Below are 20010 nucleotides of genomic sequence, written 5' to 3'. Positions count from 1 at the left end.
GACTTACTCAGAAAGAAAAAGTGTCGAATACGTCTGTGGAGTTTTCAGCCAGATCCTGGGCCTGTCGGCGTTCCAGTTCCTGCGCATTCCACAACTCAAAATGGGTGGCCATACCCAGCAGCATGGCGTCGCGCTCCAACCCCACTGCGGTGCGCAGTTCGGGAGCGATCAATATCCGACCAGCGGAGTCCAGATCAACGTCCTGAGCACTACCCAGCAGCAGGCGTTGCAAGAAACGGGCACTCATGGGGAAGCGGGCAATTTGTTCGCGCTTTTCTTCCCACACACTGCGCGGATACACCAGCAAACAGCCGTCGGGATGGCGAGTGAGGGTCAAGCGGCCTTGTTCCTGCTGCAAAAGCGCGTCACGGTGCCGAGTCGGAATGGACATCCGACCCTTAGCATCCAGTGTGAGTGCGCTGCTGCCTTGGAACACTATTTTCCCCCACTTTTTTACACTATTTCCTACTTTTCCCCACTCTACGGGGGAAAGCCTTTGCGGTCAAGGCAGTGGTTGCAATTTTTTCAATCACAACAAGCACTTAGCGCACTATCCTAGAAGTGACTAAAAAAAAATACTGTGTGAAATCAAGAAATTGCAGGGCGCATTAAAAGTGAATTGTTATAAAAATGCACGCAAGCGACTCTTGCCAAGGATTCAACATCCTTAACAATTGCTTTCAAATGTACGAAATCGGTGCAATTGGTGGCGAACGCCGTGAGAAGTGTGAGACAGGCCTATAGGCCGGATTCTGTATGCCAGCGGGAACCCGCTGGCCGGCAATCATTCCTCTGGACCGACCATTACTGGCCGGTTCTAGCTACCTACCCGCATACTGAGACGAGCCGCCTCTCGGGCTAAAAGCCTGCGTATGCCTATTTGGTATTGCTCCGGGTAGAGGTTACCGCGTTTCACCCCACAGCACTTTGCACCGAAGTACAAGAAAACACGGAAGTCGCCGTATCTGTGCCTGCTTGCGCAAGCCCTTGCTGTGGTCTCGTCTCTGTGGCCCTGGTCCTCGGCTCGTCTGGCGTGATGCCACACTTGCCGGACGGCTGTTAGCCGCTACCCTGCTCTATGGAGTCCGGACCTTCCTCGATACTTGCGTACCGCGACTGCCCAGCCTGCCTCACAGATGCATTGTAACCTGCGACAATAGAGAAATTCGCAGGACGCGCTGATTTATCTGGAGTCTTATGTCCACCAATCTGATTTCCCTGACCGATGCCCAATTGGCATTCGGCCACCATGCTTTGCTGGACCATGCCGATCTGGTCATTCAAAGCAATGAACGTATCGGTCTGATCGGGCGCAATGGTGCTGGCAAATCGTCGCTTTTAAAAATTCTGGATCAACGTCAAGCTCCTGACGATGGTCAGGTCAAACGACTGGGCGGGCTGAAAGTAGCCACCGTCGAACAAGAACCGGAGCTGGAGCCGAATCTGAGCATTTACGATTTGCTGTGTGGCGATTTCACCGAAGCCGAAGACTGGCAACGCCCTGCCCGCGTCAACGCCCTGATCGACAAGCTGGGCTTGAATCCGGATGCACTGGCTGGCAGTCTGTCGGGCGGACAGCGTAAACGCGTCGCCCTGGCCAATGCCCTGGTGAACGAACCCGACCTGCTCTTGCTGGACGAACCCACCAACCACCTGGACTTTGACGGCATTCTTTGGCTGGAACAATTGCTGCTGGATTTCCGTGGCAGCGCGGTCATCATTACCCACGACCGCCGTTTCCTGGATGTGGTGGCAACGCGAATTGTCGAGCTGGACCGCGGCAAGTTGTTCAGTTTCCCCGGCAACTTCAGCCAATGGCAGGAACGCAAGGCTGAGTACCTGGAAGCGGAAAAGCAGCAGAATGCCAAATTCGACAAATTTCTGGCCCAGGAAGAGGTCTGGATTCGCAAAGGCGTGCAAGCCCGCCGCACCCGAGATGAAGGTCGTGTTCGCCGCCTGGAACAATTGCGCCGTGACCGTGCCGAGCGACGCGAGCGCTCGGGCGACGTCAAATTCGCCATTTCCGAAGGCCAGCGCTCCGGTAAGCTGGTCGCTGAACTGCAAGATGTCACGCACGGCTACGACGACCGCATTCTGATCAAGGATTTCTCCACCGTGCTGATGCGTGGTGACCGTATTGGCCTGATCGGCCACAACGGCGCTGGCAAAACTACCCTGCTACGCATCATGCTGGGCTTGCAAGAGCCTAACTCTGGCACCGTGCGCCACGGCACCAAACTGAACATAGGCTACTTTGACCAGATGCGCAGTCGCCTGGACGAAAACGCCACTCTGGCGGACACCATCAGCCCCGGCAGTGAGTGGGTAGAAATTGGCAATCAGCGCAAGCACATCATGAGCTACCTGGAAGACTTCCTGTTCCCGGCAGCCCGCGCTCACTCCCCGGTACGCAGTCTGTCTGGCGGTGAACGCGCCCGACTGGCGCTGGCCCGCATGTTTGCCCAACCTACTAATGTATTAGTACTGGACGAACCGACCAACGACCTGGATATCGAAACTCTGGAGCTGCTGGAAGACCTGATTCAGGATTACACGGGCACCGTGCTGCTGGTCAGCCACGACCGTACCTTCCTGGACAACGTGGTCACCCAGGTGATTGCGGCCGAAGGCGACGGCCATTGGGGCGAGTATGTGGGTGGCTACGACGAGTGGCTGGCACAACGCCCGCAAGCCAAAGCCGAGACACCGGCAGCCAGCACTCCAACTCCCGCCGCTGAAAAGCCTGCTGCTGAGCGCAACAACAGGGCCAACAAGCCTGGCCGTCTGGCCCCGTGGGAAGAAAAGGAGCTGGAAGCTTTGCCCGAGAAGATTGCGGCTATAGAAAGCCAGCAAGCCGAACTGGCGGAACAGCTGAGCGCACCGGATCTGTATAAAGATGGCTCTGCTCGAGCCGACGAGATCAACCAACAACTGGATCAGCTCAACACTGACCTGGAGCAGTTATTTGAGCGTTGGGAAAAGCTGGAAGAAAAGCGCCTGGCCAGCTAAAGGGAGACAGAGGAATCAGGGATTCAGCCCGGTAAAGCCGAACTGATCCTCCGGTTCCTCCTCAATCCGGGCAATGCGCTGGCAATCGACCATGATCGGTTCGAGTACCGTGCAACAACACGGCAGAACCTCGCCTGGGCCGACATACGCTAAAGGCTGCTCTTTATAAGCAACCTTTCCATACACAAGAGGAATACGGCAGGAGCCGCAATAGCCGCTCCTGCATTGATACTCAACCTGATGGCCGGTTCGTTCCAAACCTTCCAACAAAGTTTCGCCGTCCCGCAACTGAAAGTCATGATCAGTTGTCCGGACTTGACTCATAACTCGATACCGTCGAAGTCGCCAGCCGACACGGCCGAGTCGATCTGACCGACCAGGTAAGAGCTCAGTTCCACCTCTTGAGGTGCCACCTGCACGGTGTCCGAAGACAGCCAGGTGTTGATCCAGGGAATGGGGTTGTGTTTGACGGACTCAAACGCAGGCTTCAGGCCCACGGCACCCATACGGATATTGGTGATGTATTCCACGTACTGTCCCAGAATGTCCTTGTTCAGACCAATCATGGAACCGTCGCGGAACAGGTAATCCGCCCACTGTTTCTCCTGCTCGGCTGCGTCTTTGAACATATCAAAGCAGACCGGCTCCAGTTCGCGGGCAATCTGAGCGAACTCGGGATCATCGCTACCGGAACGCAGAATATTGATGATGTGTTGCGTACCAGTCAGGTGCAGCGCTTCATCACGCGCAATCAAGCGAATGATCTTGGCATTACCTTCCATCAACTTGCGCTCGGCAAAAGCGAAGGAGCAGGCAAAGCTGACGTAAAAGCGGATGGCCTCAAGAATATTGACGCTCATCATGCACAGGTACAGCTTCTTCTTCAGCTCGTAGACGCTTAGCGTGCGGGTTTCACCGTTGATCTCATGATCGCCCGCGCCCAGTTGGGCATACAGCATGGTGTCGCTGATCAGATCGTCGTAGTACGAAGAAATATCGGCCGCACGCAGCTGAATGTTTTCGTTACGCACGATGTCGTCAAAAATAACGGACGGATCATTGGCAATATTGCGAATGATGTGCGTGTACGAACGCGAGTGAATCGTCTCGGAGAAAGCCCAGGTTTCAATCCAGGTTTCCAGCTCCGGAATCGATACCAGAGGCAGGAAGGCCACGTTGGGGCTGCGACCCTGAATGGAATCCAGCAAGGTCTGATATTTCAGGTTGCTGATGAAAATATGCTTTTCGTGGTCAGGCAGGTTCTGGTAATCGATTCGATCCTGGGTGATGTCCACTTCTTCTGGACGCCAGAAGAAAGACAACTGCTTTTCAATCAGCTTTTCAAAAATCGGATATTTTTGCTGATCGTAGCGAGCCACGTTAACCGGCTGCCCAAAGAACATGGGTTCTTTGAGCTGGTCGTTATCCGTTTTGGAAAAAGTACTATAGGTAGTCATGATGCTATTTACCCTTGCTTAGATCTTGCACGCGCCGCCTGCGCAACCGTCATCCTCTACTTCGCCATGCGAATCATCGGCACCGTCGCGGGTGTTGTGGTAGTACAAGGTCTTCACACCGTATTTGTAGGCCAGCAGCAAGTCCTTGAGCAGTTGCTTCATCGGTACGCGACCACCCTCGAACCGCTGTGGGTCATAGTTGGTGTTCGCAGAGATCGACTGGTCAACGAACTTCTGCATCACGCCAACCAACTTCAGGTAGTCGTCGTTACCAGGCATTTGCCACAGCAACTCGTACTGATCCTTATATTTTTCAAATTCAGGCACCACCTGACGCAAGATACCGTCCTTGGACTGCTTGACGGATACCAGACCACGCGGAGGCTCAATACCGTTGGTGGCATTGGCAATCTGGCTGGAAGTTTCCGAAGGCATCAAGGCGGTCAGGGTGGAGTTGCGCAGACCGTGCTTGACGATATCAGCACGCAAGGCTTCCCAATCCAGGTGCAGCGGCTCGTTGCAGATACCGTCCACATCTTTCTTGTAGGTGTCGGTAGGCAGCAGACCCTTGGCATAGGTTGTTTCGTCAAAGGCATCGCAAGGACCGTATTCACGCGACAACTGTACCGAAGCCTTCAGCAGGTAGTACTGGATGGCTTCAAAGGTACGGTGGGTCAGGCCCAACGCTGCCGGGTCGGAGTAACGGGTGCCGTTCTTGGCCAGGTAGTAAGCGTAGTTGATGACGCCAACGCCCAGGGAGCGACGCTTGTTGGTTGCGTTCAGCGCAGCCTTGACCGGGTAGTCCTGATAGTCCAGCAAAGCATCCAGAGCGCGAACAATCAGTTCAGCCAGACCGTCCAGCTCGTCCAGGGACTCCAGAGCACCCAGGTTGAAAGCCGACAGCGTGCACAGCGCGATTTCGCCTTCGGGATCGTTCAGATCGTTCAAAGGCTTGGTGGGCAGAGCAATTTCCATGCACAGGTTGGACTGGCGCACGGGAGCGCGGTCGGCCTGGAATGGGCTGTGCGTGTTGCAGTGGTCCACGTTCTGAATGTAGATACGGCCAGTGCTGGCACGCTCTTGCATCAGAAGGGAGAACAGCTCCACGGCAGGCAGGCTGCGCTTGCGGATGGCAGGATCTTGCTCGTACATCTCGTACAGACGCTCGAACTCGTCCTGGTCGGCAAAGAAAGCTTCGTACAGGCCGGGCACGTCGTGCGGCGAGAACAGCGTGATATGGCTGCCCTTGATCAAGCGTTGGTACAGCAAGCGGTTGATCTGAACACCGTAGTCCAGGTGACGGATACGGTTTTCTTCCACACCACGATTGTTCTTCAGAACCAGCAGTGTTTCCACTTCCAGGTGCCACATGGGGTAGAACAAGGTTGCCGCACCACCACGCACGCCGCCTTGCGAGCAGGACTTCACAGCCGCCTGGAACATCTTGAAGAAAGGCAGGCAGCCGGTGTGCTGAGCCTCTCCGCCGCGAATTTCGCTGCCGACGGCGCGAATGCGGCCACCATTGATACCGATACCGGCGCGCTGCGATACGTAACGAACAATGGCGCTGGTCGTAGCATTGATGCTGTCCAGGCTGTCGTCACATTCGATCAGCACGCAAGAGCTGAACTGACGGGTGGGTGTGCGCACGCCAGCCATGATGGGCGTGGGCAAGGAAATCTTGAATTGCGATACCGCGTCGTAGAAACGTTTGATAAAGCTCAGACGTGTGTCGGCTGGGTAACGGGCGAACAGACACATGGCCACCAGTATGTACAGGAACTGGGGGCTTTCGTAGATGCGCTTGGTCACGCGGTTTTGAATCAGATACTTGCCTTCCAGCTGCTTGACGGCACCGTAGGAGAAGTTCATGTCACGCCAGTGATCCAGATGAGCATCCAGCTCATCGAACTCGGCGCGCGTGTAGTCTTGCAGCAGATGCGGATCGTAGCGACCTTCCTTGGTTTGCAAGGTCACGTGATCGAACAGGCTTGGAGGTTCAAACTGACCAAAAGCGATTTTGCGCAGATGGAAAATCGCCAGACGGGCAGCCAGATATTGGTAGTCAGGCGTATCTTCGGAGATCAGATCCGCAGCCGACTTGATGATGGTTTCATGGATGTCGCTAGTGCGAATGCCGTTATAGAACTGAATGTGAGAGCGCAGCTCTACTTGGGAGACGGACACATTACTCAGACCTTCAGCGGCCCAATCAACCACTCGGTGAATCTTGTCGAGGTTAATAGGTTCTGTACGGCCATCTCGTTTGGTGACCATTAGCTGTTCGGTTGATTGCATGTCAGTCTCTGAAATCGGGGGTGATTGACGGAAGACGCGGCTTTTGCAGCCGCCAGCGTCAGTTGATGCACACCATATATAGTGTGATATTGGCGTCATTCTACTACATATAGCGGATTGAGCGAATAGCGGTTTTGCGACTGCAGAGCAGATTCAGCGCATAAAAATGCAACTAATCTTTGCTCTGCTAACAATTTCCTATTGCGTCTGGAGCTCTTGAACGCAGCGCAGCAAAGCCTCGCCATAGGCCTCTCTTTTGCGTACGCCTATGCCTGTAATCGGCTCCAGATCAGCCTCTGAACTAGGGCAGCGAATGGCCACTTCGCGCAAAGTAGCATCATGGAAAATGACATAGGCTGGCACACCATGTTCGCGTGCGGTGGCCGCACGCCAGGCGCGCAAAGCCTCGAATCGTCTTTGTTGATCGGGTTCAAGAGCAGGTCCGGCAGGCGCCTGACCTTTTACTCGGTGTGCAGCCGGTCCGCGTGTTACGGTTTCGCGCCGCAACATCAGGGTGCGCTCCCCTTTCAGCACTTCGCGGCTGGCCTCGGTCAGCAACAAGGTGCCGTAGCCCTCCGGGTCCACCGTGACCAAGCTATGCGCCAGCAACTGGCGCAGCACTCCGCGCCAGGCTTGATCGGTCAAATCCTTGCCCACACCAAAGACGGTCAGCTTGTCGTGCTCGTGCTCTTTGACACGATCCGTCAGCTTGCCCAGCAGGATGTCGATCAGGTGCCCGGCCCCGAAGCGCTGACCGCGCTCACGCCATAATCTATAGATGGTGGAGAGCATTTTCTGCGCCGCCACTGTGCCATCCCAGGCTTCTGGCGCTTCCAGACAGGTGTCGCAGTTACCGCAAGGTTCTATTTGCTGGTCAAAATACGCCAGCAAGCGCTGGCGACGGCAGGAAATGGTTTCGCAAAGGCCCAACATGGCATCCAGCGCCTGTCCCTGCTGGCGTCGGTGTGCCGCATCGCCTTGCGACTGGTTAATCATGCGGTGCAATTGCACCACGTCCTGCAGGCCATAGGCCAGCCAGGCCGTGGCCACTTCGCCATCGCGCCCTGCCCGCCCGGTTTCCTGGTAATACCCTTCTACCGATTTGGGCAGGTCAATGTGGGCTACAAAACGCACATCCGGTTTATTGACGCCCATGCCAAAAGCAATGGTCGCCACCATGACCACCCCTTCTTCTCGAAGGAAGCGAGCCTGGTTGATGGCGCGCTGCTGCGCGTCCAGTCCTGCATGATAGGGCAAGGCATGAATACCGTTCTTGCACAGGAACTCGGCCGTGTCTTCCACGCGCGAGCGCGACAGACAATACACAATCCCCGCATCTCCGGAGTGCTCTTCCTGAATGAAACTCAAGAGCTGCTTGCGCACCTCGTTCTTTTCAATGATGCGGTAGCAAATATTGGGACGATCAAAACTGGCAACAAAATGCCGGGCATCCTCCAGCTTCAGGCGCTGGGCAATTTCTACCCGCGTCAACTGAGTGGCGGTAGCGGTCAAGGCAACCCGTGGCACACCTGGCCAACGCTGGGCCAGCAAATCCAGACCCAGATATTCAGGGCGAAAATCGTGACCCCATTGCGATACGCAGTGGGCTTCGTCAATGGCAAACAGGGAAATCTGGCCGCGTGCCAGCAAATCCAGGCAGCGGTCTGTCAGCAAGCGTTCGGGAGCCACATAGAGCAGATCCAACTGCCCCGTCAGAAATTCGCGCTCGACCTCGCGGGCAGTTTGCCAATCCTGGGTGGAATTCAGATACGCCGCGTTAACGCCCAACTCGTTGAGGGCGTCCACCTGATCCTGCATCAAGGCAATCAGGGGAGACACTACCACGCCGGTGCCGGGTCTCACCAAAGCAGGAATCTGGTAACAGAGCGACTTGCCGCCGCCGGTGGGCATCAAGACCAGGGCGTCGCCGCCTTGGATCAGGGTCTCGATAATCTCGTGCTGAGAACCACGAAAACTGTCATAACCAAAAACTTCCTGAAGAACCTCAAGTGCTGACTGGGCCATGCCGCCTGCTTAAAAAATCGGAATAGAAAAACGCAGCGCGATGTTCGACTGACGACTTTCCAGATGACGGCGAGCTTGCAAACCCACCCTAAGGTGGGGACTGTACCAGAACTGCTGCGTGACCCCAAGGTAGCGGTTCTCCCCCCCGGCAACTACCTGCTGCACCTCGTACTGAGTCTTCACTTCACCCCAGCGGCGCAGGGGCACGGACAGACCGACAATCTGCCGACTGCTGGCCGCATCCACCTTCATGCCCTGGTAACGGCTCAAATCCAGAAAATTGTCCTGGTAGCGTTCACCCTGCCACTGCAGGTGCAAATCCTCCAGCACATCCAGGCCATAGGCTGCCTGATAACGCCAACCTTGCCCCACCGCATGGGAAGCTTTGGCCACGCTGGCCTGCCACACGCCAAAGTCCGGCGATCGATAGGTTGCACCCAGACCGGTCAGCCCAAAATCACGAGCGCTTTCCATCTGAGTATCAATACTGGTACGACTGGTGACATCGGTGCTGAGCATCAAGCTGCCGGCCGAAGAGCCATACACCAGATCCCCGTTATCCTGCTTGCCCGTCATATCCAGCGCGCCAACAGCCAGGGCATAACGCCATGGCCCGGCCGGGCCCTGCTCGAACTGCTGAGTGATATTGATACCGCCCAGTTCCACGGGCCGCGCCCAGTCCGGTGCGGTAACCGTGTCATTGCCCAAGGTCAGCTGCAGCCCGTCTTCATTCACATAGCGCCAGTTGCGCTCGCCAAACTGCCAGACCTGGTCGGGCGCACTGCTCAACCAGCGAGCACTCCAAATTGGAGAGGACTGCTGACTATATTGGATGGAGCGCGCCAGACTGGCGGTGCTGGCACCGCTCAGACTGAAATCGGAAAATGTGTAATCCATGGAGGCCGCTGGACTGAGCAAGTCCTGATCTCCTTGGCGATGCCACTGCGTAGCATCAAAAAATGGCTCCACAGGCGGGAGCTCCTGGGCCGGAATGGCCTGTGCCTCATCCACGCCATACACGCGGGTAGCAGACAAATTCTCCAGCCCAACACGATTTTGAGCGGTGGCCAATGGAACAGCGAACAGCATGGCAAGACCGACCAACAGCCCGCCTGCCAAGCCTCGCTGGCAAGCTTTTGTACGCATGATTTATGTCACAAAAAGAGTTTAGCGCCGGGCATCCAGCATCACTTCGCCGCTCGCATCCAGGGAGCGTTTGATGGCGGAGTATTTTTCCAGCACAGCAGACTTATAGACTACACCAATCAGACGGCCCGAGCCGTCACCATTCAATACAGGCAGACGCTCCCCGGCAAAGCTCACAAAGTGTTCCTGAGCCTCGTCCAGACTCATATTCGGGTAGAGCGTCTTGACGAAATCCATGCGCAGAATATCGCCCACCACACGCTCCTGGGCAGCGTTGTCGTCCAACAACATTCGAGTCAGGTCAGGCTGAGCAATCACACCTTGATAAACTTGCTCCTCGTTCACCACATACAAATAGCGCACGGGGTAGTCCAGAAACATCTGCAAGGCATCACGCATTTGGGTAGTAGTGCTGACGACGGTATCAGCCGGACGTACCAGCTCGGCCAAGGTGGTGTGACGCAACTTGTGGCGCAGCAAGGCATCGCGCTCGCGCACCAGGGTGACTTCATACATGGCGACCTCGGCCACACCACGGGACACAAAATAAGCCATGACACAGGCCACAATCAAGGGCAGCACCAACTGATAGCTCAACGTCATTTCAAACAACATCAGTATGGCCATGAAGGGAGCGCTGGTGGCGGCCCCCAGAAACGCGCCCATGCCCACCAAGGTGAACAAGTACAACGGTAAATCCAGACCCGGCAATATCAGCAAAGTCAGTTGACCAAACAAGGTGCCAAAGGCCGCGCCCACAAAGATGGCGGGGGTAAACACACCGCCGACAGCGCCCGAACCAACTGTCAGCCCTGTGGCCAGAACCTTGAACGCCAGGATAAGCAGCACGCTGTACCAGGCCCAGTCGCTGTGCAGCATGGAGGACACTACGCTAAAGCCATTACCGGCCACGCGCGGCATGACAATCAGCAAAAGTCCCAGCAACAAACCACCCAAAGCCAAGCGCAAAGGCAATCCCAGGCCAGTACGCTTGAACAGGGTACGGAACAGATTCAACAATTTCAGGAAAGCGGGTGCAGCCAGACCAATCAGCACACCCAGGACCAGAAAGGGCAAGATGTCCCAACCCGCAACGGCCTGAACATTCGTCATTTCGTAAGGGGCATGATAACCACCCAGCATACGCATGGTCAGGTGAGCACTGACAGCCGCCATCAACAGGGGGCCAAAGCTGCTCATGGTCATGGTGCCCAGCACAATCTCGGCCACAAACACGGCACCGGCGATCGGGGCGCCATAAGCGGCAGCTACACCGGCTGCGGCGCCACAGGCCACCAGCAGGCGCAGACGGGCTTCACCAAACAAGGTGAAGCGGCCAATCGCGGAAGCGGACAAGGAGGCCAGATGCACCATCGCCCCTTCCCGGCCAATCGAGCCGCCCGAGGCCACCGTCATCAAGGACGACAAGGATCGCAGCAGCCCCTGGCGAATGGACAAGCGGCCATCGCCAATGGCCACAGCTTCCATATAGTCAGAATTGCTTCCCGACGGCAGACGCCCTGCCAGCCATAGCAGCATACCGGCACACAAGCCGCCCAAGGTGGGAAACAGGAGGCGCATGTACCAGGGCAGACTTTCCGTGACTGCGACGATCCCCCCGTGCTGACCCGTGACAACTTGCTGCACCAAGCGCATGCCCTGATGAAAGGCCAAAGTCGCCAAGGCACCCAAAATACCAGCCAAGACCGCCCAAGCCAGCATGGCGGGCATATCAGACAACCACTTGAAACCCTGCAGACGCTTGCGCATCGACAGCACGGAATGGGCAATCATAAAAAAGGTCAGCCTTTAAAGCTGGGCGGCAAAGGTGGGCGAGACAATCCAAACATGCGCCAGTACACCCACACGTTGAAAATCAGCACGATGGGCAAGGTAATCACAATCGCCGACAGGATCAGGCTCAGGGCTGGCACCCCGGCAGCGGCGTCCCAGATCGTCATCTCGTCCAGGATCAGATAGGGGAAGAAACTGAACGCCAGCCCGGCCATGACGGACACCATCACGAACAGGGTCAGCAAAAAGGGCAAGGTCGTGGTGCGATAGCTGCTGTTGATCATGCGCTGCAGGCTCATTTCAATCGACACAAAGCAGCTGAGAATCAAGGCCCACAGGAACAATACCAAGCCCCAATACGGCCCGTCGCTCCATTTAAGCAGCACGCCGGCATTCACAAAGGCCAACACGACGGACACACCCACGGCACCGGCTGCAAACCAGCGTACCGAACGACGGCCCCAATTGACCGCTCGGGCACGCAGCTCGCCGGCTTCACGCATGATGAGCCAGCTAGCGCCTAGCAAGCAGTACGCGGCAATAGCACAAAAGCCCATGAAGACAGAGAACCAGATATAACCGGCATCGCTCTGAAAGCCCACTACGACCTGCGCCAGCAGCACACCATGGGAAAACGCCGTCAACCAGGACCCCAGGGCAAAACCCATTTGCCAGCGGGACTGACGCTCTACCGGCGCGCGCAGTCGGAATTCGAAGGAGACGGAACGGGCAAAAACGCCCACACCCAGCGCACATAACGGTCCGTACAGGCCGCCCATCACCGCCCCCCAGGCTTTGGGGAAAGCGCAGACAAACAAACCCAGGCCCAGAAACAGCCAGAACTCGTTGGCATCGCGCCAGGGGCTCAGCAATGACAGCATGCGGGGACGCAAGGAGTCTGGTGCCAGCAAGGACAGGCAGCCCACGCCAATATCGAAGCCGTCCAGAACCGTACCGGCCACAATGATCAAAAAGAACAGGGCCAGAAACGCCAGCGGCATCCAGAACGCCGGATCATGGGCACCCAGGCCCAGCGCATTTGCAAAAGAGTCAATCATGCCCGCCCCCGATGACGCGCGATCGGTACCACACCAAAACGAACGGCATGTCGCAACTTCTGGAAAAAACCAATCATGCACAAGACGTAGACCAGGCCGTAACTCAGCAAACCCAGCCCGACGGTAAAGACGCTCTCGGTGCTTTGCACTTGCACGGCCTGAATATCGTTACCGACCAGATAAGGCAAAAAGCCCAACAGGACGTAGGCTGCGCCACCCAGCAACATGATCCAGCCCAACACCGAGGCGACCACCATGAGCTGACGTTCTCTATAAGAAAGAGAGTGCGGGTCCAGGCCATAACGGCGAGTGCGCAACAAGACCCACAACAGCAGGAACAGCATCAAGGCTCCTGCCAGCACGGCTACACGGAAGGACCAGAAGGTCAGGGTGACGGGCGGCATGGCGTCGGAAAACTGATCCAGACCCATCAAAATGCCACTGTCATTACGACCCAACCAGCGTCCACCTGCATGAGACCAGCGCAGCACACCCAGAACACTGTCCTGCATGGCGGAGGGCGCCGCCACCAGAATCAAATCAGGCTGCGAGCCGCTTTCCCAGTACGCCGCCGCAGCCGCTGCCTTGGCAGGCTGATGCTCCGCAGTCATGAAACCATTGCCTATCACGGCGAGGATCAGGGCCAGCCAAGCCACCCCGCCCAGAAACAAGGCACTGCGAAAGGCCAGACGCTCCTGATCGGTAACCGGCTTTTGCATGGTCTGGGCGCAGGTTACACCCAACATGAAAAAGGCCACCGTCAGTAAACTGCCTGCAAACAAAAGACCGGCATACCAGGGTAAGGCGGGCGTGCTGAGCACATCCAGCCATTCCATCACCACATAATGGCCTTCAATCACATCGACACCCGTTGGCACCTGCATCCAGGCCACAATCGCCACCAACCAGAACGCCGTGACGGTAACGCCCAGGGCCACCATCAGCACCACCACGGTATGAACCAGATTGGACAGCATGCGCTGGGCAAACAGCATCACACCCAAAAAGCAGGATTTGAAAATGAACAAGGACAGCATGGAGGCGGCCAGCATGGGACCGATAACATCACCCACCTGCTCCATCAGGCCCGGCCAGACACTGCCAAACTGAAGCAGCACGGGCATGGACGCCGCAAAGCTTAAAATAAACGCCAGCGCAAACAGACGCACCCAAAAACGGTACGCCCCCATCCAGGCCGCGGCCTTGTTGCCAAAGGTTCTGATCTTGAAATACAGCAACACCCAGGCCAGTCCCAGCTCCAGGGCCAGAAACAGCAGCATGAAGCCCAGGCTAAGGAAAAACTGGGCATGAGACAGAGAAAGGGCGGAGTGCGTCATAATGAGCGCTAGTGTAGGGTGAATTGGCCTGCAAACGCCACCATACTACCCCAAGTTCTTCCCTGATTTTTTAGAACCCGTTCATGGGGTAAATACCCCTCTAAAACAAGAACGTGGCAAAATGGCCGATTAGTCTGTCGGCTTCTTTATTTCAAACGTGTATGACCTCTGACACCACTCCCGCTCCCGTATCTAATTTTCTGCGCACGATCATCGACCAGGATCTGAGCGCTGGCCGTTACGCACAAAAATCCTGGGCCGGTCAGCCAGGCCCGGCCAGTACCCAGGAAGGGGCGGCTGTTGATGCCGCGCGTATCCGTACGCGCTTTCCCCCCGAGCCCAACGGCTATCTGCACATTGGGCACGCTAAAAGTATCTGTTTGAACTTCGGACTGGCCAGCGACTACCAAGGTGCCTGCCACCTGCGCTTTGACGACACCAATCCTGAAAAAGAAGAACAGGAGTACGTGGACGCCATTATCGACATGGTGAAATGGCTGGGCTTTGACTGGACCTTCAATAAAGAAGAGAACCTGTACTTTGCCAGCGACTACTTCGACTATATGTACCAGTTCGCCGAAGCCCTGGTGAACGCGGGCCATGCCTACGTTGACGAGCAAAGCGCCGAAGAAATGCGTGCCAACCGTGGCACCCTGACTGAAAAAGGGGTGAACTCGCCCTGGCGCGACCGCCCTGCCCAGGAGTCCATCAAGCTGCTGCGCGAAATGCGCGACGGCAAGCACCCCGATGGCAGCATGGCCCTGCGCGCCAAGATCGATATGGGCTCGCCCAATATCAATATGCGCGACCCGGTCATGTACCGTATCCGCCATGCCGAACACCATCGCACTGGCGACAAATGGTGTATCTACCCCATGTACAGCTGGGCGCACCCCGTGGAAGACGCGCTCGAGCGCATCACCCACAGTCTGTGTACCCTGGAATTTGAAGACCAGCGTCCCTTCTATAACTGGATTCTGGAACGCCTGGTCGAACTGGGTCAGTTGTCCGACCCGCTGCCCAAGCAGTACGAGTTCTCGCGTCTGAACCTGTCCTATGTGGTCACCAGCAAGCGCAAGTTGCGCCAGCTGGTTCAGGAAAACCACGTATCGGGCTGGGACGATCCGCGCATGCCTACCCTGGCCGGTTTGCGCCGCCGTGGTTACAGCGCCGGTGCCATCCGCCTGTTCACCGACCGCCTGGGTGTGTCCAAGGCAGCCCAACATGTGGACTACAGCCTGCTGGAACAAGCCCTGCGCGATGATCTGGACCCGGTGGCCGACCGTAGCGTTGCCATTCTGGACCCGATCGAACTGATCATTACCAATTACCCGGAAGGCCAAAGCGAGCTGTGCCACGCACCGCGCAATCCGCACAATCCGGAAGCCGGTCAGCGCGAGTTCCCCTTCTCCGGGCGCCTGTACATCGAGCGCGAGGACTTCAAGGAAGAGCCACCCAAAAAGTACTTCCGCCTGTTCCCCGGCAATACCGTGCGTCTGAAATACGGCTATGTCGTGCGTTGCACCGGCTGCGTCAAGGACGAGCAAGGCAATGTCACCCAGGTTTTGGCGGAATACCTGCCCGACACCAAGAGCGGCACGCCCGGCGCAGACTCGGTCAAGGTCAAGGGCAATATCACCTGGATCAGCGCCGAGCACGCGATTGCCGCCGAGATTCGTCTGTATGACCGTCTCTTTGCCCACCCTCAGCCCGATGCAGCCGACCAGGACTTCCTGGAGCACATCAACCCGAACTCGCTGCGCGTGATTCAAGGTTGGCTGGAACCCGGCACCAAGGCCACGCCCGATGCCCGCTGGCAGTTTGAACGCCTGGGCTACTTTGTGGCGGACCGTGTGGACTCCACGCCAGAAAAACCCGTTCTTAACCGTACTACGACTCTGAAAGACACTTGGGTCTAAGGCTATTGACGTGAACGATCAGACTCATGCCAAAGGGCCGCAGGCCCTGGATTTCAAAAGCGCCACGCTGTACGCCGTACGGGTGGTGCTGCGTTCGGCTGACACGGCCGAGCAGTTAGCCGCTCTGTCTCAACGCATGAAAGACGCTGGCTCCTTCTTTGAGGACGAACCCGTCGTCATTGATGCCAGCGCGATTGATGTGCCGGTGGATTGGGCCACCCTGGTTGCCGCTTTGCGTGAGCACAAGCTGCACCCGGTGGGTATCATTGCCCACCCTGACCATGCCGATAACGCCATCGACAGCGGCTTGCCGCATGTGGAGTTGTCCAACCCACCAGCCCGCCCCCAAACCCAGGCCGCACCGGACAAGGAAGTGCCCGTGTTGTCGCAAGCCTCCCAGCAAGAAGCACCAGCGGCGGTCGCCCCGCCACCGCCCGCTATTGCTCCGGCTGCGCTCATCATCAACCGTCAGCTGCGTTCAGGCCAGCGCATCTACGCGCGCCACACGGATCTGATCGTGATCGGGGCGGTCAGCCAGGGTGCAGAAGTGGTAGCCGATGGCAATATCCACGTCTACGGTCCACTGCGCGGCAAGGCCATGGCTGGTGCCCGTGGCGATGCAAAAGCACGCATCTTCACCACCGAGCTGGACCCGGAACTGATTGCCATTGCCGGTGTGTATCGCATTATTGAAACGCGACTGGATGCACAGCTACGCAACAAGCCCGTTGTCGTCACGCTGGAAGAAGATACGCTCAGATTTGATCCTCTGAGCTCCTAGCAGTACAAGGCGCCGGCTTTTGCCGGCGCTTTTTATAGAGGCTTGCACTGAGAGCCCGCATGAGAGCAAGCAAGTGCAAGCGCAACCGTGTAAGCTGACACGGAACAAAGCAATTGATATGTTTTGTTTCTAAGCAGTAGGCTAAGTGGCAGAACGGATGTCAAAATTAGGCCCGTTATGCTTTACGATTATGTGACTTGAAAAACAAAGGAATCCGATTGTCATGGCGCGTATAGTTGTAGTGACCTCCGGCAAGGGTGGTGTGGGCAAAACCACCACCAGTGCCAGTTTTGCATCTGGTCTTGCGATGCGCGGTCACAAGACCGTGGTCATCGACTTTGACGTTGGCTTGCGCAACCTGGACTTGATCATGGGTTGCGAGCGACGCGTGGTGTATGACTTCGTCAACGTGATCCAGGGCGAAGCCACATTGAACCAGGCCCTGATCCGTGACAAGCAGCTGGAAAATCTGTTCATCCTGCCCGCTTCCCAGACGCGTGACAAAGACGCGCTGACCCGCGAAGGTGTGGAGAAAGTACTGGAAGAGCTCAAGGGCATGGGTTTTGAATACATTGTGTGCGACTCGCCCGCAGGTATCGAAACCGGCGCCTTGATGGCCTCCTACTTCGCAGATGATGCGCTGGTTGTGACCAACCCCGAAGTGTCCTCGGTTCGTGACTCGGACCGCATCCTGGGCATTCTGGCCGCCAAATCGCGACGTGGTGAACAGGGCAAAGAGCCCATCAAAGAATATTTGTTGTTGACCCGTTATAGCCCCAAACGCGTGTCGGACGGCGAGATGCTGTCCTTGCAAGACGTTGAAGATATCTTGCGCATCAAGCTGATCGGTGTCACCCCCGAGTCGGAAACCGTGCTGCAAGCATCCAACCAAGGAGTACCCGTTATCCATATCAAGGAAAGTGATGTGTCCCAGGCCTATCAGGACATCGTAGATCGTTACCTGGGTGGCGAAAAACCATTGCGTTTTGTGGATTACGAAAAGCCAGGTCTGTTCAAGCGCCTGTTCGGAGGAAAGTAATATGTCTTTCCTGTCCTTCCTGCTCGGTCACAAGAAAACGTCGGCAACAGTTGCCAAGGACCGTCTGCAACTGATCCTTATTAACGAACGTGGCCAAGGGGGTGTTGCTCCGGACTACTTGCCCCGCTTGCAAAAAGAGCTGGTCGAAGTGATCTCGCGCTACGTGAAGATTAATCCCGATGACATCAAGGTGAACCTTGATCGCCAGGACTCGCTGGAAGTGCTGGAAGTTAAAATCGAAATGCCGCAAATTGATGCCAGCACGCTGGAAAACAAGTAAAGCGTTGCTGACAGAAAAACTTTGCTGCTTGAAATGGCCATCCCTTGCGGATGGCCATTTTCATGGCTGCTCCCTATACCAAAAGCAAGCCGCAAAACACCTGCAACGAGCAGCGCAATGCGGCTAGGCGGCTAATAGATCAGGTACAATTTTCCCTTGGTAATCGGCCCGTTCCGATTTTTCTTCGCGCCAGAGATGGCAAGTAGTGCCATCGATGTCCCCTGAGGCCTGGCTTATTGACCCATGCGGAGGGAATCATGACCGAGCTCGGTCAGATGGCACGTCTTGTGCCCGCTCACCCCCAGCTTCCTGTTAGCGCCTATTTCGACCACGCTCTGTTCGAGCGCGAACAAGAGCGTATTTTTCAGCAGTCGGCCTTGTACGTCGGCAATGAAAAACTTGTTCCCGAACCCGGCGACTGGCGCACCTTGATCCAGGAAAACGCTGCCCGTACTCTGATACGCAGCCAACACGGCGTAGAACTGCTCTCGAACGTCTGCAGGCATCGTCAGGCCCTGATGCTTGGTGGCATGCCCGGCCAGCCCAATCAGGCCAACCACGGCTCCCTGAGCAGCACAGGCGGCAATATTGTCTGCCCCCTGCACAACTGGACTTATAACGCGCAAGGCGACTTGCTGGCGGCTCCCCGTTTCAAGGACAAGCCCTGTCTGAACCTGGAACGCTACCCCTTGCGCGATTGCCATGGCCTGCTGTTTGAAGGCCCGCGCGATCCAGCCCAGGATATGGCCGCCTTGTTCAGCCGCCCTGAATTCGACTTTCAGGACTATGTGCTTGATCACGTCGAAATCCACCAGTGCAACTACAACTGGAAAACCTTTATCGAGGTCTATCTGGAGGACTATCACGTCGCTCCCTTTCACCCTGGTCTGGGTCAGTTCGTAACCTGTGACGATCTGGAGTGGGAGTTCAGCGACTGGTATAGCCTGCAACGAGTCGGCGTGCATCAGGCCCTGGCCAATCCAGGCTCACCCACCTATCGCCAATGGCATGACAATCTGCTGGCCTACCGCCAGGGCGAAGCACCGGATTTCGGTGCCGTCTGGGTAACCTACTTCCCCACCCACATGATCGAGATCTACCCGCATGTGCTGGTGCTCTCCACGCTGTACCCCAAGGGGCCGCAGGAAACCATGAATGTGGTGGAGTTCTACTACCCGGAAGACATCGTGGCCTTCGAGCGTGACTTTGTGCAAGCACAACGCGCCGCCTATATGGAAACGGCCATAGAAGATGATGAGATTGCCGAACGTATGGATGCCGGCCGCCGCGCCTTGATGGAGCGTGGGGTCTGCGAGGTAGGCCCCTACCAGTCACCGCTGGAAGACGGCATGAAGCACTTTCACGAATGGTATCGCTCCATGATGGACAAGCGGCACCACCCGTAAGACATCACCGCAAGCCTGCTTACTGCCCTAAGCAAGAAAAAAGCCTCAAAGCCGGGAGGGATCTCCCAGGCTTTGAGGCTTTTAATCCGATGAGCGTTTCAGCTCAATCAGAGAATTTGAATTTAGCGGTTCTTGCCGATCTGATCGCCGATCACGCCACCAATCGCTGCGCCACCGACCGTACCCAGAACGCCACCATTAGTGATGACTGCACCAGCCACACCACCCAGACCAGCGCCGGTTACGGCACCCTTTTGACGTTTGCTCATACCATCCCAGGAAGAGCAGCCCGCCATCACGACGGCCAGAACCGTGGCCATACCCACTTTAGTGATAGTCGTCATTTTCATCCGTAAACCTCCGTGAAGTATCCGTGCTCAACACGGCATTAAAGTCTATCTTCACCCTACGGAGCCAATTAGTCCAGACCCTATTGTTAGGCAACGCAACAGATGTAATTC

16 protein-coding genes and 1 other RNA gene are annotated in these 20010 nt (G+C 56.6%); 6 read left to right on the top strand and 11 right to left on the bottom strand.

Translation table 11 applies throughout. The features are described 5' to 3' along the window. Nucleotides 1-7: 7 nt before the first annotated feature. Together mraZ and rnpB are read right to left on the bottom strand one after the other, a co-directional pair. Entirely contained in the window at nucleotides 8-436 is a 429-nt protein-coding gene (gene mraZ, locus WFM49_RS07635) for a division/cell wall cluster transcriptional repressor MraZ (RefSeq protein WP_009455053.1), read from the bottom strand. Between the two features lie 289 nt (nucleotides 437-725). After that, nucleotides 726-1132: RNase P RNA component class A (rnpB, locus tag WFM49_RS07630), an RNA gene on the bottom strand. A gap of 65 nt (nucleotides 1133-1197) precedes the next feature. Between rnpB and abc-f the strand changes: the two genes are divergently transcribed. Further along, nucleotides 1198-3009 (top strand): ribosomal protection-like ABC-F family protein, encoded by a 1812-nt coding sequence (gene abc-f / locus WFM49_RS07625; protein ID WP_336972656.1) that lies wholly within the window; start codon nucleotides 1198-1200, stop codon nucleotides 3007-3009. Nucleotides 3010-3024: 15 nt separating this feature from the next. On the opposite strand, the gene yfaE is transcribed toward abc-f, so the two are convergent. From yfaE to WFM49_RS07585, 8 genes are all read right to left on the bottom strand, one after another. Continuing rightward, a complete protein-coding gene (yfaE, locus tag WFM49_RS07620; RefSeq protein WP_009455057.1) occupies nucleotides 3025-3333 on the bottom strand; it encodes a class I ribonucleotide reductase maintenance protein YfaE in 309 nt (102 codons plus the stop codon). Beyond that, nucleotides 3330-4466, bottom strand: a complete 1137-nt coding sequence (nrdB, locus tag WFM49_RS07615; RefSeq protein WP_009455059.1) for a class Ia ribonucleoside-diphosphate reductase subunit beta — start codon at nucleotides 4464-4466, stop codon at nucleotides 3330-3332. Before nrdB ends, yfaE begins: the two co-directional genes overlap by 4 nt. A gap of 18 nt (nucleotides 4467-4484) precedes the next feature. Further along, a complete protein-coding gene (gene nrdA / locus WFM49_RS07610; protein WP_031232983.1) occupies nucleotides 4485-6764 on the bottom strand; it encodes a class 1a ribonucleoside-diphosphate reductase subunit alpha in 2280 nt (759 codons plus the stop codon). A 198-nt stretch (nucleotides 6765-6962) separates the two neighbouring features. Continuing rightward, nucleotides 6963-8789, bottom strand: coding sequence for a DNA helicase RecQ (gene recQ, locus WFM49_RS07605; protein ID WP_254499703.1), 1827 nt, complete (start codon nucleotides 8787-8789; stop codon nucleotides 6963-6965). A 9-nt stretch (nucleotides 8790-8798) separates the two neighbouring features. Further along, a complete protein-coding gene (locus WFM49_RS07600) occupies nucleotides 8799-9935 on the bottom strand; it encodes a hypothetical protein (protein ID WP_009455065.1) in 1137 nt (378 codons plus the stop codon). A gap of 21 nt (nucleotides 9936-9956) precedes the next feature. Then, the gene (locus WFM49_RS07595; protein ID WP_022983447.1) at nucleotides 9957-11729 is read right to left on the bottom strand and encodes a ClcB-like voltage-gated chloride channel protein; all 1773 of its coding nucleotides are present in this window, start codon (nucleotides 11727-11729) and stop codon (nucleotides 9957-9959) included. Nucleotides 11730-11737: 8 nt separating this feature from the next. Then, complete coding sequence (locus WFM49_RS07590; RefSeq protein WP_009455069.1) at nucleotides 11738-12787, bottom strand: cytochrome d ubiquinol oxidase subunit II; 1050 nt, start codon at nucleotides 12785-12787, stop codon at nucleotides 11738-11740. Beyond that, entirely contained in the window at nucleotides 12784-14124 is a 1341-nt protein-coding gene (locus WFM49_RS07585; RefSeq protein ID WP_009455071.1) for a cytochrome ubiquinol oxidase subunit I, read from the bottom strand. Before WFM49_RS07585 ends, WFM49_RS07590 begins: the two co-directional genes overlap by 4 nt. A 161-nt stretch (nucleotides 14125-14285) precedes the next feature. Here WFM49_RS07585 and WFM49_RS07580 point away from each other — a divergent pair, with 161 nt between their 5' ends. The 5 genes from WFM49_RS07580 (at nucleotide 14286) to WFM49_RS07560 (ending at nucleotide 19549) form a co-directional block, all read left to right on the top strand. After that, a complete protein-coding gene (locus tag WFM49_RS07580; protein WP_035271102.1) occupies nucleotides 14286-16043 on the top strand; it encodes a glutamine--tRNA ligase/YqeY domain fusion protein in 1758 nt (585 codons plus the stop codon). Nucleotides 16044-16053: 10 nt separating this feature from the next. After that, nucleotides 16054-16824 carry a septum site-determining protein MinC gene (minC, locus tag WFM49_RS07575; RefSeq protein ID WP_336972647.1) on the top strand — a complete coding sequence of 257 codons (771 nt, stop codon included), beginning with the start codon at nucleotides 16054-16056 and terminating at the stop codon, nucleotides 16822-16824. Between the two features lie 223 nt (nucleotides 16825-17047). Continuing rightward, complete coding sequence (gene minD, locus WFM49_RS07570) at nucleotides 17048-17863, top strand: septum site-determining protein MinD (RefSeq protein ID WP_009455077.1); 816 nt, start codon at nucleotides 17048-17050, stop codon at nucleotides 17861-17863. 1 nt (nucleotide 17864) lies between these two features. Continuing rightward, nucleotides 17865-18143 carry a cell division topological specificity factor MinE gene (gene minE, locus WFM49_RS07565; RefSeq protein ID WP_009455079.1) on the top strand — a complete coding sequence of 93 codons (279 nt, stop codon included), beginning with the start codon at nucleotides 17865-17867 and terminating at the stop codon, nucleotides 18141-18143. A 257-nt stretch (nucleotides 18144-18400) separates the two neighbouring features. Continuing rightward, nucleotides 18401-19549, top strand: a complete 1149-nt coding sequence (locus WFM49_RS07560) for an aromatic ring-hydroxylating oxygenase subunit alpha (RefSeq protein ID WP_336972643.1) — start codon at nucleotides 18401-18403, stop codon at nucleotides 19547-19549. A gap of 122 nt (nucleotides 19550-19671) precedes the next feature. On the opposite strand, the gene WFM49_RS07555 is transcribed toward WFM49_RS07560, so the two are convergent. Further along, nucleotides 19672-19899, bottom strand: coding sequence for a glycine zipper 2TM domain-containing protein (locus WFM49_RS07555; protein WP_009455083.1), 228 nt, complete (start codon nucleotides 19897-19899; stop codon nucleotides 19672-19674). Nucleotides 19900-20010 lie beyond the last annotated feature (111 nt).

Origin of the sequence: Alcaligenes sp. PF14 (assembly GCF_037150615.1) — a bacterium.
Classification (GTDB): Bacteria; Pseudomonadota; Gammaproteobacteria; order Burkholderiales; family Burkholderiaceae_B; genus Alcaligenes; species Alcaligenes phenolicus.
This window is presented reverse-complemented; position numbering and strand designations above follow the sequence as displayed.